The sequence below is a fragment of the Mycobacterium europaeum genome (assembly GCF_002102155.1).
GTDB classification, from domain to species: domain Bacteria; phylum Actinomycetota; class Actinomycetes; order Mycobacteriales; family Mycobacteriaceae; genus Mycobacterium; species Mycobacterium europaeum.
Window position 1 is genome coordinate 130,253 of sequence record NZ_LQOU01000028.1, and the last position, 15,187, is coordinate 145,439.

The window sequence follows — 15,187 nt, forward strand, 5'->3', positions numbered from 1 at the left end:
GCCATGGGCTGGTACATCGCGCGCCGGATCGCCGTCATGGTGCCCGTTTTCCTCGGTGCCACGCTGCTGGTCTACGGCATGGTGTTCCTGTTGCCGGGCGATCCCCTCGCCGCGATCGCCGGGGACCGTCCGCTCACCCCCGAGGTCGCCGCGCAGCTGCGGGCCCGCTACCACCTCAACGACCCGTTCGTCGTGCAGTACCTGCGCTACCTCGGCGGCGTGCTGCGCGGCGACTTGGGTCGGTCCTACTCTGGCCTGCCGGTGAGCGACGTTCTGGCGCATGCCTTTCCGGTCACGCTGCGGCTCGCGCTGATCGCGCTGGCCGTGGAGACGGTGCTGGGCATCGGTTTCGGGGTGATCGCCGGCCTGCGCACCGGTGGCCTGTTCGACGCGGGCGTGCTGATCACCGGTCTGGTCATCATCGCGGTGCCCATCTTCGTCCTGGGGTTCCTGGCCCAGTTCGTCTTCGGGGTGAAGCTGGGCATCGCGCCGGTCACGGTGGGCGAGCGGTCGACGTTTGGGCGCCTGCTGCTGCCCGGGTTCGTGCTGGGTTCGGTGTCGTTCGCCTACGTGGTGCGGTTGACCCGGTCCGCGGTGGCCGCGAACGCGCACGCCGACTACGTCCGCACCGCCACCGCCAAGGGGCTGTCCCGGCCGCGCGTAGTGACGGTGCACATCCTGCGCAATTCGCTGATCCCGGTCGTCACCTTCCTGGGGGCCGACCTGGGGTCGCTGATGGGCGGGGCCATTGTGACGGAGGGCATTTTCAACATCCACGGCGTCGGCGGTGTGCTGTATCAGGCCGTCACGCGGCAGGAGGCGCCGACCGTCGTGTCGATCGTGACGGTGCTGGTGGGGATCTACCTGATCACCAACCTGGCCGTCGACCTGCTGTATGCCGCCCTGGACCCGAGGATCCGGTATGGCTGAGCCGTCGGCCGGGCGCAGCGGCTTCTGGCGGGACACATGGCGTGGGTTGCGCGGGCGCCCGAAGTTCGTCATCGCCGGCCTGCTGATCCTGTTCGTCGTGCTCGTCGCGATGTTTCCGGCGCTGTTCACCGGGGCCGATCCCGCCTACGCCGACGCCGGCCAGAGCCTGCTCCCGCCATCGCGTGCGCACTGGTTCGGCACCGACCTGCAGGGCCACGACGTCTACGCCCGCACCGTCTACGGCGCGCGGGCCTCGGTCACCGTCGGCGTGGGGGCGGCGCTGGTGGTGTTCGTCGTCGGCGGCGCGCTCGGCGCGCTGGCCGGGTTCTACGGCGGCTGGGTCGACGCGGTGGTCTCGCGGGTCAGCGACGTGTTCTTCGGGTTGCCGCTGCTGCTCGCAGCGATCGTGCTCATGCAGGTGATGCGCCATCGCACGGTGTGGACGGTGATCGCCATCCTGGCGTTGTTCGGCTGGCCGCAGGTGGCCCGCATCGCGCGCGGATCGGTGCTGGCGGTGCGCGCGAGCGACTACGTCCTGGCCGCGAAAGCGCTGGGGCTGAGCCGCTTTCAAATTCTGCTGCGCCATGCGCTGCCCAACGCCCTGGGCCCGGTCATCGCGATGGCCGCCCTCGCCCTGGGCGTTTTCATCGTCACCGAGGCGACGCTGTCCTACCTCGGTGTCGGGCTGCCGAGCACGGTGGTGTCCTGGGGCGGCGACATCAACCTCGCCCAGACCCGGCTGCGCGCCGGCTCGCCCATCCTGTTCTATCCGGCCGGCGCGCTGGCGATCACGGTGCTGGCCTTCATGATGATGGGCGACGCGTTGCGCGACGCCCTGGATCCGGCGTCCCGGGCGTGGCGCCCATGACCGGCGAACCGCTGCTGGCCGTCGAGGGCCTCGAGGTCCGCTTCGGCGACCAGGCCGCCGTGCGCGGCGTGGATCTGACGGTCCTGCCCGGCCACACCGTCGCGGTGGTGGGCGAATCGGGTTGCGGGAAATCCACCACGGCCGCGGCGATCCTCGGCCTGCTTGCGCCCGGTGGCCGAATCACCGCCGGGCGCATCCTCTTCGACGGATCCGACATCGCCGGGGCCGACCGCCGGACGCTGCGGGCGATCAGGGGCCGCGAGATCGGCTACATACCCCAGGACCCGATGACCAATCTGAACCCCGTCTGGAAGGTCGGCTTCCAGGTCTCAGAAGCGCTGCGGGCCAACACCTCCGATCGCCGGACGCGGGAACGCGCGGTGGAGCTGCTGGCCCGGGCGGGCATGCCGGACCCGGCGAAGCAAGCGGGTCGCTACCCGCACCACCTGTCCGGTGGCATGTGCCAGCGGGCGCTGATCGCGATCGGGTTGGCGGGCCGGCCGAGGCTGCTGATCGCCGACGAGCCGACCTCCGCGCTGGACGTCACCGTGCAGCGCCAGGTGCTCGACCACCTGCAGGGGCTCACCACCGAACTCGGCACCGCGTTGCTGCTGATCACCCACGACCTGGCGCTGGCCGCCGAACGCGCCGAGTCCGTGGTGGTGATGCGCGCGGGTGTGGTGGTGGAATCCGGTGCGGCGGAGTCGATCCTGCGCGACCCGCAACACGATTACACCCGGCGGCTGGTGGCCGCGGCGCCGTCGCTGTCGGTTACCAGGCCGGCCCGGACGACGGATCGCCGGCCGGCCGGCGACATCCTCGTCGCCTCGGGACTGACGAAGGTCTACCGTGAATCCAGCGGCGCTCCCTGGCGGCGAACGGAATTCCTTGCCGTCGACGGGGTTTCGTTTCGGTTGCGGCGGGCGAGCACGCTGGCCATCGCCGGTGAGTCGGGTTCTGGCAAGTCCACGCTGGCGCGAATGGTCCTCGGCCTGCTGCCGCCCACTTCGGGCACGGTCGTCTTCGACGGCGCCCGGGTCGACGCCGCACTGAACCGGGAGCAGCAGTTGGCCTTCCGGCGGCGGGTGCAGCCGGTGTTCCAGAACCCCTACAGCAGCCTGGATCCCATGTACACGGTGTCTCGGGCCGTCGAGGAGCCGCTGCGCATCCACCACGTCGGTGACCGACGGCAGCGCGAGCGCGCGGTGCGCGAACTGGTCGACCAGGTCGCGTTGCCGTCATCGGTGTTGGGGCGGCTGCCCCGCGAGCTGTCGGGTGGGCAACGCCAGCGGGTGGCAATCGCCCGGGCGCTGGCGTTGCGCCCGGAGGTGCTGGTGTGCGACGAGGCGGTCTCCGCGCTCGACGTGCTGGTGCGGGCGCAGATTCTGGAGTTGCTGGCCGGCCTGCAGGCCGAACTGGGCCTCGCCTACCTGTTCATCAGCCACGACCTGGCGGTCATCCGGCAGATCGCCGACGACGTCCTGGTGATGCGCGCCGGCCGCGTGGTCGAGCAAGTCCCGGCCGAGGAGCTGTTCACCCGGCCCCGGCACGAATACACCCGTCAGCTACTGGAGGCCATCCCGCGCGCGCCGGCGCCACCGGGATAGGTTGGCAACCTGTGACGGCTGATCCACTGGCTCCGCTGATGGAGTTGCCGGGCGTCGCCGAGGCCAGCGACCGGGCCCGCGACGCGTTGGGCCGCGCCCATCGTCACCGGGCCAACCTGCGTGGCTGGCCGGTGACCGCCGCCGAAGCGGCGTTGCGGGCGGCCCGCGCGTCGTCGGTGCTGGACGGCGGTCCCGTGCGGCTGGAAGACCTGGCGGACGCGGCGGTGGTCACCGATCCGGTGTTCGGCGGGGCGCTGCGGGTGGCCCAGGCGCTGGAAGGCGGCGAGGGTCCGCTGGTCGGGATCTGGCGGCGGGCGCCGCTTCAGGCGCTGGCCCGCCTGCACATGCTGGCGGCGGCCGACCAGGTCGACGAGGACCGGCTGGGCCGGCCGCGCGCCGATGCCGGCGTCGCGCAGCGGCTGGAGTTGCTGGCGGAGTTGGTGAGCGGCGGCACCGAGGCGCCCGCGCCAGTGGTCGCCGCGGTCGCGCACGGAGAACTGCTGACGCTGCGGCCGTTCGGCAGCGCGGACGGCGTGGTGGCCCGCGCGGTGTCCCGGTTGGTGACCATCGCCAGCGGGCTGGATCCCCACGGATTGGGTGTGCCCGAGGTCAGTTGGATGCGCCAGCCCGCCGACTACCGCGACGCGGCCCGGGGCTTCGCCGAGGGCTCCGCGGCCGGGGTGGGCGGCTGGGTGGTGCTGTGCTGCCGGGCGATGCGGGCCGGTGCGCAGGAGGCGTTGACGATCGCCGAGTCGCTGTCGGGTCGATAGCTGGACCGGTTGCCGCGAGTGCCCGAAAACGCGGCGGGACAATGCAAAGCGGGCGACGTCCCGAAGAATTCGGTCCGCCGCCCGCTAGCACGGAACTCGGTTACCATGCGTGCATTTCGGGGCTGCGTGGGTTGGCCTCGGCGATCTTGCGATGCTTCCGGTCGCAACCCCACCCAAAGGGCCGTCGACACCGTCCACATTTCGCAATTACGCAGGCCCGCAACACTTCTGCCATTATCGCGGCTATGACTCCGCGTGGGTGCCGAGCACCGTGCTGGGCGCCCGGGTCGGGAGATCGAACCTTCTCTTCCGGATCGACCTAGGCCTCACCGGGCTTCCGTGGTTCCTTTGTACTACTAGACCCTTAGCGCAGCAAGGCCTAATTTTGCAAACGTTGCGAAACGGTGCCGGAAATGTGTTTGCTGCGCATCGGCCAGGTTTGGGTCAGAACGCGAAGCGGCGCAACAGCGAATAGGTGACCGCACCGGCGGCCAGCGCGCTGACGCCCACGGCGGCGGTCGTCGCGATCGCCGCACCGGACGGCGCCGGGATGCGGTCGCGCAGCGACACCGGCCGCGAGAACGACAGCACGGGCCATCCACGCTCGACGGCTTCCCGGCGCAGTCCGCGGTCGGGATTCACCACGCTGGGATGCCCGACGGATTCCAGCATCGGCAGGTCGGTGATCGAGTCCGAGTACGCGTAGCAGTGCTCCAGCGGGTAACCCTCGCGGGCGGCGAGCTCGCGGATCGCCTGCACCTTGCCCTCGCCGTAGCAGTAGAACGCGATCTCGCCGGTGTACCGGCCGTCCTCGACGACCATCCGCGTCGCCATCGCGTGCGTGGCGCCGAGCGCCCGGGCGATCGGCGCCACGATCTCCTCCCCGGACGCCGAGACCACGACGACGTCGCGGCCGCACAGCTTGTGCGCGGCAATGAGGTCCGCGGCTTCGGCGAACACGAGCGGCGTGACGATGTCGTGCAGCGTTTCGTTGACGATCGACTTGACCTGTTCCACATCCCAGCCGGCGACCATGTTCGTCATGTGGATGCGCATCCGGTCCATCTGGTCATGATCGGCGCCGGAGAGCAGATAGATGAACTGGGCGTAGCTCGACTTGAGCACGGCGCGGCGGTTCAGCAGCCCCTGGTTGAAGAACGGTTTGCTGAAGGCCAGGGTGCTGGACTTGGCGATGATCGTCTTGTCCAAGTCGAAGAAGGCCGCGGTGCGGGCCCGGGGAGTCGTGTGCTGCTCATCGGCCGGGTCGAAGACGGTCACGGGCCCAGCATAGGTCGGTCGTCCGCCGGCGCTGGGACCTTGGGCGCGAAATGGCCGCTCAGCAAAGTGGGACCTACGGTAAGGGCAGTGTTCTTGCGGCTCAACGTGTTCTTTCATAGAAAGAGCTATTGCGTTACCGCGGCTTGGCATGTGTATAGTAAGCATTACTCGGCCTGAGCCGAGGGTGTATCAGCCCGACCCCCCGGGGCTGATGCACGACGACCCTCGCCTCCTCCCCCCCTGGCGGGGGTCGTCCCTTTTCTGGGGTCAGTTTCCCTGATACCGGCCGCGCCGCGCCGCCGTCCGAGTGGTTGCGGACATTTCCCCCTCTGCGCGCCTCCCGATGCGTTTGTGCACAGTCGCGTCTCTATCCCCAAATGCCGCGTTTGGGACTGGTGTCCAACATCACGCGCCCGCAGAGTGGGTGCGTGACAAGCACACCGCAGGCCGACGTGGCGACCTCTCCGGGCGTGCTGGCGGTGCTGGCGGACGCGGAACTGTGCCGGGAGTTGGATCGCGTGGCCGCGGCCGTCGGCGTCCGGGTGGTCCATGCCGGCGGCGCCGTGAGTCGCAAGACCTGGTCGGCGGCCGCGGCCGTGGTGCTGGACGAGGCGGCGGCCGAACGGTGTGGGCGAGCGGCGTTGCCGCGGCGCGCTCACGTGACCGTGCTGACGGCGGCCGACCCGGCGACCGCGACGTGGGCGGCGGCCGTCGCGGTCGGCGCCGGGCGGGTGTTGCGGCTGCCCCAGCAGGAGTGCGGGTTGGTGCGCGCGCTCGCCGAGGCGGCCGATTCGGTCCGCGACGACGGGCCGCGCGGCGATGTCGTCGCCGTCATCGGAGGGTGCGGAGGGTCGGGCGCGTCGTCCCTGGCGATCGCCGTGGCGCAGGCCGCCGCCGAGGCGCTGGTGGTCGATCTCGACCCGTGGGGCGGCGGGATCGATCTACTGCTGGGCGCGGAGGGCGTGGCCGGCCTGCGCTGGCCGGACCTGGCGGTGCAGAGCGGCCGGCTCGCCTGGTCGGCCGTGCGTGCGGCGTTGCCGCGACACCGGGGCGTGAGCGTGCTGTCGGGCACCCGGCGCGGGTACGAGATGGCGCCCGGGCCGGTGCACGCCATCGTCGACGCCGGCCGCCGGGGTGGGGTGACGGTGGTCTGCGATCTTCCGCGTCGTCTGACCGACGCGGCACAGGCCGCGCTGGACGCCGCCGACCTCGTCGTGGTGGTCAGCCGATGCGATGTGCGCGCGTGCGCGGCGACGGGTGCGCTGGCCCCGGTGCTGGCGGCCGTCAACCCCAACGTGGGATTGGTGGTGCGGGGCCCGTCGCCGGGCGGGTTGCGGGCGGCCGAGATCGCCGACATCACCGGGCTGCCGTTGCTGGCGTCCATGCGGGCCGAGCCGCGGGTGGCCGAGCAGCCCGAGCGCGGCGGCCTGCGGGCCGGGCGGCGGTCCGCGCTGGCGGCCGCGGCCCGCGGGGTGCTCGCCGTGCTGCCCCGGGCGTCGTCGGGGCCGGCGGGAAACGGTAGGGCCGCGTGAGCGGTTCGCTGATCGACCGGGTGCGCGAGCGGCTGGCAGCCGAATCCGCGCCGTTGGGTCCCAACGTCGTGGCCGCCGCGATCCGCGCCGAGTCCGGCGGGATGCTCGGTGACACCGAGGTGCTGGCCAACCTGCGGGTGCTGCAGACCGAGCTGACCGGCGCCGGCATCCTCGAGCCGCTGTTGTGCGCGGACGGCACCACCGACGTGTTGGTCACCGCACCGGACGCGGTCTGGGTCGACGACGGAAACGGCCTGCGGCGCACGCCCGTCCGGTTCGCCGACGAGGCGGAGGTGCGGCGCCTGGCGCAGCGGCTCGCGCTGGCCGCCGGTCGGCGCCTGGACGACGCGCAGCCGTGGGTGGATGGCCAGCTGACGGGCATCGGCGCCGGGTTCACCGTGCGATTGCACGCGGTCCTGCCTCCCGTGGCGGTCGCGGGCACGTGCTTGTCGCTGCGGGTGCTGCGGCCGGCCAGCCAGGACCTGGCGGCCCTGACCGCATCGGGTGCCCTGGCGTCCGACGCCGCGGCCCTGGTCGCCGACATCATCGCCGCGCGGCTGGCCTTTCTGGTGTGCGGCGGAACGGGAGCGGGTAAGACCACCCTGCTCGCGGCGATGCTCGGTGCCGTGGCGCCCACCGAACGCATCGTCTGCGTCGAGGATGCCGCCGAGCTGGCGCCCCGGCATCCGCACCTGGTGAAGCTGGTCGCGCGGTGCGCCAACGTCGAAGGCGTCGGCGAAGTGGGCGTGCGCCAACTCGTTCGGCAAGCCCTGCGGATGCGGCCCGACCGCATCGTGGTCGGCGAGGTGCGCGGTGCGGAGGTGGTGGATCTGCTGGCGGCCCTGAACACCGGCCACGACGGGGGAGCGGGGACCGTGCATGCGAACAACCCCGCCGAGGTTCCCGCCCGGCTGGAGGCGCTGGGTGCGCTCGGCGGTCTCGACCGCGCCGCGCTGCACAGTCAACTCGCCGCCGCAGTGCAGGTGCTCTTGCACGTCGCACGGGATCGCTCCGGGCGGCGCCGGCTCGGCGAAATCGCCATGCTGCGCCCGGCCACGGGGCGGGTGCGCGCGGTCACGGTGTGGCATGCCGACACCGGCATGACCGACGACGCCGAACTCCTGCGCCGGTTGCTGGACAGCCGGATGCCGGCGTGAACGGCCTGGTCGTCGGGGCGTTGTTGGCGCTGGCGCTCGTCGTCTACCCGTCGTCGCCGCGGTACCGCCTGGCGCCCCGGACGTCACACCGTCGGTGGCGTCCGCTGGCCGGGCCGCGCGCGGTGGCCTGTCTTGCCGCGGCGACGGTGGCGGCGGCCGCGCTGCTGCTGCCGCTGACGACGGTGCTCGCCGTGGCCGTCGTGGGTGCGACCGCGTACGTGCGCTACCGCCGCCGCCGTCGCATCCGGCGCGCCGTGGGCGAGGGGCGGGCGCTGGAAGGCGCACTCGACGTGCTCGTCGGTGAACTGCGGGTCGGCTCCCATCCGGTGCGCGCGTTCGGCGTGGCCGCGGCGGAAACCGCGGGCGCGGTTGCGGAGTCGCTGCGGGCGGTCGCGGCCCGCGCCAGATTGGGTGCCGACGTCGCGGCCGGCCTGCGGGCCGCGGCGCAGTCGTCGAGCCTGCCCGCGCATTGGCATCGTCTCGGGCTGTGCTGGCAACTGGCCAGCGACCACGGCCTGGCCATCGCCACCCTGATGCGCGCCGCGCAGCGCGATATCGCGGAGCGGCAACGGTTCTCGGCTCGGGTGACGTCGAACATGGCCGGCGCGCGGGCGACCGCAGCGATCTTGGCGGCCCTGCCGGTGCTCGGCGTGCTGCTGGGCCAGCTGATCGGGGCCCGGCCGCTGGGCTTCCTGCTCGACGGGCACGCCGGCGGATGGTGCTTGGTCGTCGGTTCGACCCTGGCGTGCGGGGGATTGTTGTGGGCCGACCGCATCACGGATCGGCTCGGGTCGTGACGGCTGCGGCGATGTTGCTCGCGGTGGCCGCGTGGATCGGCCCCGGCCCGGCGCTGGTGCGGGCGCGGGTGCGGGCGCCGGTCCGCGAGAATCGGGCGCCCACCGGGCTGGGGCAGGCGCACGACGACGATCCGCTGGCGGTCGCCTCCTGTTTCGACGTGCTGGCCGTGTGCCTGGGAGCGGGCATGGCGGTGGCCACCGCCGCGTCCGCCGCCGCGTCGTCCGCGCCGCCGGTGTTGGCCCGCGTGCTGCGGCGCGCGGCCGATCTGCTGGCGTTGGGCGCCGATCCCGCTGTCGCCTGGACGACTGCGCCGGATCCGCGGGCCGGCTCGGCCGAGACGCAGGTGGAGGCGCTGCTACGGCTGGCCCGGCGCTCGGCGGCGTCGGGCGCCGCGCTGGCCGAGGGTGTCGCCGAGTTGGCGGATCAGTCCCGCCACAACGCCGCGCACGCGGCCACCGCCACCGCCGAGCGCGCCGGGGTGTTGATCGCCGGACCGCTCGGATTGTGCTTCTTGCCGGCGTTCGTGTGCCTGGGCATCGTTCCCGTGGTGGCCGGGCTGGCCGGTGAGGTCTTGCAGTCGGGATTATGGTGAAAAGAAAGGAAAGCGTTGCTGCACAACATATTTCGGGTTCTGATGGCCCGAGTGACGGTTCTGGTGTCCGACGAGGCGGGCATGTCCACGGTCGAATACGCGATCGGTACGATCGCTGCCGCCGCGTTCGGAGCGATCCTCTACACCGTCGTGACCGGCGACTCCATCGTGTCGGCGCTGACCAACATCATCGGTCGGGCGCTCAGCACCAAGGTCTAGCGGGCAGTGCGGGTGCCGGCACCGTGGAGGCGGCCTTGGGCGTGGCCACGCTGGTCGTCGTGCTGGTGCTGTGTCTGGCCGGCGTCACCGCGCTGTCGATGCAGGTGCGCTGCGTGGACGCGGCCCGGGAGGCCGCGCGGCTGGCCGCCCGCGGCGACGAACGCTCGGCGCTGGGCGCGGCTCGGCGCATCGCCCCCGCCGGGGCGCGCGTCGAGCTGCGTCGCGACGGCGAGTTCCTGGTGGCCACCGTCGTCGCCCGGTCCAGGCTGTTGCCGGCGCTCGACATTGCGGCCAAGGCGGTCTCGGCGGCCGAGCCTTCGGGATGATCGCGGCTCGGCCACCCTGGTCGCGGCCTGGATGGTGGCGGTGCTGCTGTGCGTCACGGTCGCCGGGGCCTACCTCGGTGCGGTCGTCGTCGCGCGTCATCGCGCGCAGGCGGCGGCCGACCTGGCCGCATTGGCCGCCGCGGGCCGGTTGGCGGCCGGACCCGAAGCCGCCTGCGCCCGCGCGACGGCGGTCGCCCGCGCGATGCGGACCGACGCCGGCTGCGCCGTCGACGATCTCGACGTCGTCGTCACGGTTCGCGTCGCGGTCCTCGGCGGGTCGGCGAGCGCCGCCGCACGGGCGGGGCCGGCGCGCGGCTAGGAAGCCGGGTCGGGGCCGCCGGTCAGGCCCGCGGCGGCGAGCTCCTCGTCGGAGGGCAACCGCAGCGAGACCAGCCCGGCGTAGGCGCCCGGTTCGATCTCCACCCGGTTGACCGTGACGTGCACCGGCACCCACGCGGTGTCGTGGCCGGGCATGCGCAGCACCCGGCTGGTGGCGCCGTGGGCGAATTCCTCCGTCATCGAGGCGACCAGGTGCTGGTCGTCGGGGTGAACCCTGGGCTCGCCCGTCTCACTGCCCCGCCAGTCGTAGAAGGTGCACGGCTCGTCCAGCCATTTCAGCAGGGCCCAGTTCTTGAGGTGGATCAGCGCGCGGTGGACGCCGGCCTGGGCGAGTCCACTCAGGATCCGTTGCGCCAGATCGTCTGTCGACACCGCCGGGCCCTTGAGTTCGGCGCGCCAGTTGATCGCCCGGGCGACCAGATGGTCCCGGCCGTCGGGCCCGGGCTCCAAGCCGGTGCGCGCGACGAACCCGATCCGCACGGGGTTGCCCTCCCAATCGGTGAGATCCCATGTGCTGCAGAGTGTTTGGTCGGGCTCGGCCTTGACGGCCATGGCAAGCACCTTGGTTTCGTTCGGGTTGAGCTCGCGCGAGGGAAGGTCTTCCGCGAAGGCCCTGCCGAAGGTCACCTCCACTTCGGGATTCTTTCCGCTGTTCACCAGCGACTCCCGGGTGTCGGTGGCGACGCCCAGGGTCAGGTCCCACTTCAACGGCCCGGGGATCGGCCGCTCGGGGGGCTCGACGTCGGCGGGGCCGGTCCACACGTGCACGCCGTGGACATGGCCATCGGACATCACCACCGGTTCGGTGCGAATGACGCGGTCGCGCTTGGGGGTGATGCTGGTCAGGCTCTGCCCGGTCTGCACCGACTCGGCGATCGCCGTGCGAACCGCGGAGAGGTAGGGGCTACGGCGCATGAATGTGGTGATGGGGACCAGGTTTTTCAGCTGGCGGCCCTGCGCCACCACGGTGGGTTCACCCCCCAGCGTCTCCACGAGCAGCCAGTCGTGGCCCATGCGGCCGATTTTACGGCGACGCCCCGCCCACCTGGGACCTCGGGCTCGGCGGGATCATCAGGCGGAGCGCCGCGCCGGCCGTCATCCGGCGGACCGCTGGGCGTGGGGCAACTGCGCCAGCACCAGCCGCAGCACCCGCACCGCACCCGCCTTGTCGAGCGGGTCGTTGCCGTTGCCGCACTTGGGGGACTGCACGCAGGAGGGGCATCCGCGGGGGCACTCGCATGCCTCGATGGCGGCTGCGGTCGCACCCAGCCAGGCGCTCACCTGGCGAAACCCGCGTTCGGCGAACCCGGCGCCACCGGGATAGCCGTCGTAGACGAACACACTGGGCAGACCCTCCGGGTCGGGTCCGGCCGAGGTGGACAGGCCGCCGATGTCGCCGCGGTCGCAGCTGGCCACCAGCGGCAGCAAGCCGATCGCGGCGTGCTCGGCGGCGTGTAGCGACCCGGGGATCCGCGTAGCGTCAATACCGTTGCGCAGCAACGCCTCTTCGGTGATGGTGTACATCACCGCGGTGGTCGCCAGCGTCTGTTCCGGCATGTCGAGTTCGATGAAGTCGATGACCTCACCGGACGGCCGGCGGCGCAGGTATCCCACCACCCGGTGGGTGACGGTGACCGGCACCAGGCCGAGGGTGACCGGCCCGAACCGCGAGCGCTCGCCGGCGCCGGTGACGGCGATGTCGGTGACTTCGCGCGCGAACGTGGCGTAACCGGGGTCCTCGGCGTGCACGAAGGCGATCGCGTCCTCGAGGTCCAGCGAGTCGACGACGTAGCTCTCGCCCTGATGCAGGTAGACGGCGCCCGGATGGATCGCCGCGGGGGCCTGGCCGACGCCGGTGCTGCCCAGCAACCGCCCGGTGTCGGCCTCCACGATGACGATCTGGCCGCCCGCCGACCCCCGGATGTCCACCGCCCCATGCGGTTCCAGGCCCGGCGCGGGAAAATACTTGCCGTTGCGCCGTCGCAGCAGTCCGTCGTCTACCAGGTGATCGGCCACCTCGGTGGCGCCGAGGTCACGCACCTCCGTCTCGTCGAGCGGCATTTCGGTTGCCGCGCAAAGGAGCTGGGGCCCCACAATGTAGGGATTGCCGGGATCGATCACCACCCGCTCGACCGGCTTGCCCAGCAGCGCCGACGGGTTGTGGACCAGGTAGGTGTCCAGCGGATCGTCGCGGGCGATCAGCACGACCAGCGCGCCCTGTCCGCGCCGGCCCGACCGCCCGGCCTGCTGCCAGAACGAGGCAACCGTGCCGGGGAACCCGGCGAGCACCACCGCGTCCAGTCCCGCGATGTCCACACCCAACTCCAGGGCGTTCGTGGTGGCCAGGCCGCGCAGCCGGCCCTCCGCCAGGGCGCGCTCCAGCGCGGCGCGGTCCTCGGCGAGATAGCCGGCCCGATAGGACGCCACCTTGCCGGAGAGCTCCGGCGCGGTGTCGTCCAGCCGCGCCTGGGTGCCCAGCGCGGTCAACTCGGCGGCGCGGCGCGACCGGACGAACGTCAGCGTCTGCGCCCCCTCGGCGACCAGGTCGGCCATCACCCGGGCGGCCTCCGCGCCGGCCGAGCGGCGCACCGGCGCGCCGTTCTCGCCCAGCAGGTCGGTCCGCAGCGCCGGTTCCCACAACGCCACCGTCCGGGCGCCCTGCGGGGAACCGTCCTCGGTGACCTCCTCGACGGGAAGCCCGATGAGCTCGGCGGCCGTTTCGCCCGGCGCGTCCGTCGTCGCGCTGGCGAAGATGACCGTGGGGGCGGCCGAGTAGCGTGCGCACAGCCGCAGCAACCGGCGCAGCACCATCGCCACGTTGGAGCCGAAAACCCCGCGGTAGTAATGGCATTCGTCGACGATCACGAACCGAAGCCCCCGCAGCAGCACGGCCCAGCGGGCGTGGTTGCGCAAGATCGACACATGGATCATGTCAGGGTTGGAGAACAGCCAGCGGGAGCGTTCGCGCGCGAACTTGCGCACTTCCGGCGGGCTGTCACCGTCGTAGGCGGTGGGCGCGACCGCAAAACCAGGCTCGTGCAGCCGCGGGATGGCCGCGGTGAGCGCGTGCGCGGCGCGCAACTGATCGTGGCCCAGCGCCTTCGTCGGCGACAGGTACAGCGCCCGGGCGCGCGGATCGGTGGCCAGCGCATTGAGGACGGGGAGCTGATAGGCCAGGGACTTGCCCGACGCGGTCCCGGTGCTCACCACCACATGCCGGCCCGCGTGCGCCAGCTCCGCGGCCACCGACTGGTGTGACCAGGGGGAAGCGACGCCGCGGTCGGTGAACGCGCGCACCACGTCGGGCTCGGCCCACGCCGGCCAGCGGTGCGGGCTGCCACCCCGGGCCGGCAGCTCGGCGACGTGGCGCAGCGGGTGCTCGTCGGCGGCGGTTCCGGCAAGCGCGGCGGCGAGCAGCTCGCTACCGAAACTCGCCATCGGCACCCTCCTGGAACCCGGCTGAGACTGCGCCCACGGCGCAAGTCTGTCGCCGAAGCGATGAACATGGTTGACTATTTGCGGTCGCAGCTTCTGTGTTCGTTTGTCAAACTTTCGCAGGATCGACGTTGCGGCCGCGGTTCCTGCGAGGTTAATCGGTCGGGTGAAGTTCCGGCGACTGAGCGAGGTATGGCGGTCGTACCAGGCCCGGGGCATCGAAAGGCGATGCCCCGCACCCAGAAGAAAAGGAAAGATCGAGAGATGCCACAGGGAACTGTGAAGTGGTTCAACGCGGAGAAGGGCTTCGGGTTCATCGCCCCCGAAGACGGTTCCGCAGACGTGTTTGTCCACTACACGGAGATCCAGGGTTCGGGCTTCCGCACCCTCGAAGAAAACCAGAAGGTCGAGTTCGAGATCGGCCACAGCCCTAAGGGCCCCCAGGCCACCGGAGTCCGCTCCGTCTAAGACGAGCCGAATCTCCACGAACCCCCCGTGCAGTCCCGCCCAGCGGGTCCGGCGGGGGGTTTTCGTATCGCCGCCGGCTAGCGAAGCCGCCGCCGCGCCTCGAGACGCGGATGGTCGACCTGGCCTACTGTCGGTGGCGTGAGCCAGCTTTCCTTCTTCACAGCGGAGTCGGTGCCGCCCGCGGTCGCCGACCTCTCCGGGGTGCTGGCGGCTTCCGGTCAGATCGTCATGGTCGGCGGCCAGGGGGCGCCGGGCGCGCGGCTCTCCGTGGTGGTGGATCAGCCCTGGCGCGCCGGCGCGCTGGCCGAGATGATCCGCGCGGCCGGTCTGACGTTCGAGATCGGCCGCACCGACGAGGACACCCCGTTGGTGCGGACGGCGGTCAGCGCGTCCTTGGTGAATTTGGCCACGGAATGGACGCGCGGGGCGGTAAAGACCGTGCCGCCGCGCTGGCTGCCCGGGCCGCGCGAATTGCGGGCGTGGACGCTGGCGGCCGGTCACCCCGACGGCGACCATTATCTGCTTGGGCTCGATCCCCACGCGCCCGATACCCATTCCCCGCTGGCTTCGGCTTTGATGCGGGTCGGAATCGCGCCCACGCTGATCGGCACCCGCGGCGGCCGCCCGGCGCTGCGGATCAGCGGGCGTCGGCGGCTATCGCGCCTGGTAGAGAACGTGGGCGACGCGCCGGGCGAGGCCGACGCATCATCGGTGTGGCCGCGGGTATAACCGCGGAAAAACATTTGCCATTCCGCTCGCCGGTTTGCGCAGTCGCGCCCAAGGGTGCGAAATTGTCAGGTGCCCGAGGGCGAAGGAACGCTGGCCTATCTGAATTTCCGCGGAATTTTCGACGCCGGCCTGTCATTCT

At 71.8% G+C, this 15,187-nt stretch carries 16 protein-coding genes; 13 read left to right on the forward strand and 3 right to left on the reverse strand.

The genetic code is table 11. The features are described 5' to 3' along the window. The first annotated feature begins 3 nt into the window (after positions 1-3). Genes AWC03_RS14725 through AWC03_RS14740 form a run of 4 tightly spaced genes read left to right on the forward strand, consistent with a single transcriptional unit; the run spans position 4 to position 4,175 of the window. Positions 4-930, forward strand: a complete 927-nt coding sequence (locus AWC03_RS14725) for an ABC transporter permease (RefSeq protein ID WP_085241399.1) — start codon at positions 4-6, stop codon at positions 928-930. Then, positions 923-1,798 (forward strand): ABC transporter permease, encoded by an 876-nt coding sequence (locus AWC03_RS14730; RefSeq protein ID WP_085241401.1) that lies wholly within the window; start codon positions 923-925, stop codon positions 1,796-1,798. The genes AWC03_RS14725 and AWC03_RS14730 overlap by 8 nt, the downstream gene beginning before the upstream one ends. After that, positions 1,795-3,405, forward strand: coding sequence for a dipeptide ABC transporter ATP-binding protein (locus AWC03_RS14735; RefSeq protein ID WP_085241459.1), 1,611 nt, complete (start codon positions 1,795-1,797; stop codon positions 3,403-3,405). The genes AWC03_RS14730 and AWC03_RS14735 overlap by 4 nt, the downstream gene beginning before the upstream one ends. Before the next feature lie 11 nt (positions 3,406-3,416). Next, positions 3,417-4,175: an oxidoreductase gene (locus AWC03_RS14740; RefSeq protein ID WP_085241403.1), complete on the forward strand. Its 759-nt coding sequence runs from the start codon at positions 3,417-3,419 to the stop codon at positions 4,173-4,175. Between the two features lie 444 nt (positions 4,176-4,619). Here AWC03_RS14740 and AWC03_RS14750 read toward each other — a convergent pair whose 3' ends face one another. Beyond that, a complete protein-coding gene (locus tag AWC03_RS14750; RefSeq protein ID WP_068061442.1) occupies positions 4,620-5,453 on the reverse strand; it encodes an HAD-IB family hydrolase in 834 nt (277 codons plus the stop codon). Between the two features lie 479 nt (positions 5,454-5,932). Between AWC03_RS14750 and ssd the strand changes: the two genes are divergently transcribed. Genes ssd through AWC03_RS14785 form a run of 7 tightly spaced genes read left to right on the forward strand, consistent with a single transcriptional unit; the run spans position 5,933 to position 10,396 of the window. Then, a complete protein-coding gene (gene ssd, locus AWC03_RS14755) occupies positions 5,933-6,985 on the forward strand; it encodes a septum site-determining protein Ssd (protein ID WP_244275235.1) in 1,053 nt (350 codons plus the stop codon). Then, positions 6,982-8,142: a TadA family conjugal transfer-associated ATPase gene (locus AWC03_RS14760; protein WP_085241406.1), complete on the forward strand. Its 1,161-nt coding sequence runs from the start codon at positions 6,982-6,984 to the stop codon at positions 8,140-8,142. Before ssd ends, AWC03_RS14760 begins: the two co-directional genes overlap by 4 nt. After that, complete coding sequence (locus AWC03_RS14765; RefSeq protein ID WP_085241408.1) at positions 8,139-8,939, forward strand: type II secretion system F family protein; 801 nt, start codon at positions 8,139-8,141, stop codon at positions 8,937-8,939. Before AWC03_RS14760 ends, AWC03_RS14765 begins: the two co-directional genes overlap by 4 nt. Then, positions 8,936-9,532 (forward strand): type II secretion system F family protein, encoded by a 597-nt coding sequence (locus tag AWC03_RS14770; RefSeq protein ID WP_208859300.1) that lies wholly within the window; start codon positions 8,936-8,938, stop codon positions 9,530-9,532. Before AWC03_RS14765 ends, AWC03_RS14770 begins: the two co-directional genes overlap by 4 nt. A gap of 42 nt (positions 9,533-9,574) precedes the next feature. Beyond that, positions 9,575-9,751 carry a DUF4244 domain-containing protein gene (locus AWC03_RS14775; protein WP_090418817.1) on the forward strand — a complete coding sequence of 59 codons (177 nt, stop codon included), beginning with the start codon at positions 9,575-9,577 and terminating at the stop codon, positions 9,749-9,751. A 23-nt stretch (positions 9,752-9,774) separates the two neighbouring features. Continuing rightward, complete coding sequence (locus AWC03_RS14780) at positions 9,775-10,077, forward strand: TadE family type IV pilus minor pilin (RefSeq protein WP_085241410.1); 303 nt, start codon at positions 9,775-9,777, stop codon at positions 10,075-10,077. 31 nt (positions 10,078-10,108) lie between these two features. Beyond that, a complete protein-coding gene (locus AWC03_RS14785; protein ID WP_322860753.1) occupies positions 10,109-10,396 on the forward strand; it encodes an Rv3654c family TadE-like protein in 288 nt (95 codons plus the stop codon). Here the strand turns inward: AWC03_RS14785 and AWC03_RS14790 are convergent. After that, positions 10,393-11,430, reverse strand: coding sequence for a PAS domain-containing protein (locus AWC03_RS14790; protein ID WP_085241412.1), 1,038 nt, complete (start codon positions 11,428-11,430; stop codon positions 10,393-10,395). The two genes, AWC03_RS14785 and AWC03_RS14790, sit on opposite strands and share 4 nt — an antisense overlap. An 81-nt stretch (positions 11,431-11,511) precedes the next feature. Next, positions 11,512-13,854 (reverse strand): DEAD/DEAH box helicase, encoded by a 2,343-nt coding sequence (locus AWC03_RS14795; RefSeq protein ID WP_085241465.1) that lies wholly within the window; start codon positions 13,852-13,854, stop codon positions 11,512-11,514. Positions 13,855-14,115: 261 nt separating this feature from the next. On the opposite strand from AWC03_RS14795, the gene cspA reads away from it, so the two are divergent. Beyond that, the gene (gene cspA, locus AWC03_RS14800) at positions 14,116-14,319 is read left to right on the forward strand and encodes a cold shock protein CspA (RefSeq protein WP_007166602.1); all 204 of its coding nucleotides are present in this window, start codon (positions 14,116-14,118) and stop codon (positions 14,317-14,319) included. A 138-nt stretch (positions 14,320-14,457) separates the two neighbouring features. Then, positions 14,458-15,048 (forward strand): hypothetical protein, encoded by a 591-nt coding sequence (locus tag AWC03_RS14805; protein ID WP_085241414.1) that lies wholly within the window; start codon positions 14,458-14,460, stop codon positions 15,046-15,048. Positions 15,049-15,187: the final 139 nt, after the last annotated feature.

Bases quoted from the DNA above. Each gene is read 5' to 3' on its own strand.
- cspA (WP_007166602.1), top strand. From the start codon at position 14,116: ATGCCACAGGGAACTGTGAAGTGGTTCAACGCGGAGAAGGGCTTCGGG.
- AWC03_RS14775 (WP_090418817.1), top strand. From the start codon at position 9,575: ATGGCCCGAGTGACGGTTCTGGTGTCCGACGAGGCGGGCATGTCCACG.
- AWC03_RS14735 (WP_085241459.1), top strand. From the start codon at position 1,795: ATGACCGGCGAACCGCTGCTGGCCGTCGAGGGCCTCGAGGTCCGCTTC.
- AWC03_RS14785 (WP_322860753.1), top strand. From the start codon at position 10,109: ATGGTGGCGGTGCTGCTGTGCGTCACGGTCGCCGGGGCCTACCTCGGT.
- AWC03_RS14730 (WP_085241401.1), top strand. From the start codon at position 923: ATGGCTGAGCCGTCGGCCGGGCGCAGCGGCTTCTGGCGGGACACATGG.
- AWC03_RS14795 (WP_085241465.1), bottom strand. From the start codon at position 13,854: ATGGCGAGTTTCGGTAGCGAGCTGCTCGCCGCCGCGCTTGCCGGAACC.
- AWC03_RS14725 (WP_085241399.1), top strand. From the start codon at position 4: ATGGGCTGGTACATCGCGCGCCGGATCGCCGTCATGGTGCCCGTTTTC.
- AWC03_RS14790 (WP_085241412.1), bottom strand. From the start codon at position 11,430: ATGGGCCACGACTGGCTGCTCGTGGAGACGCTGGGGGGTGAACCCACC.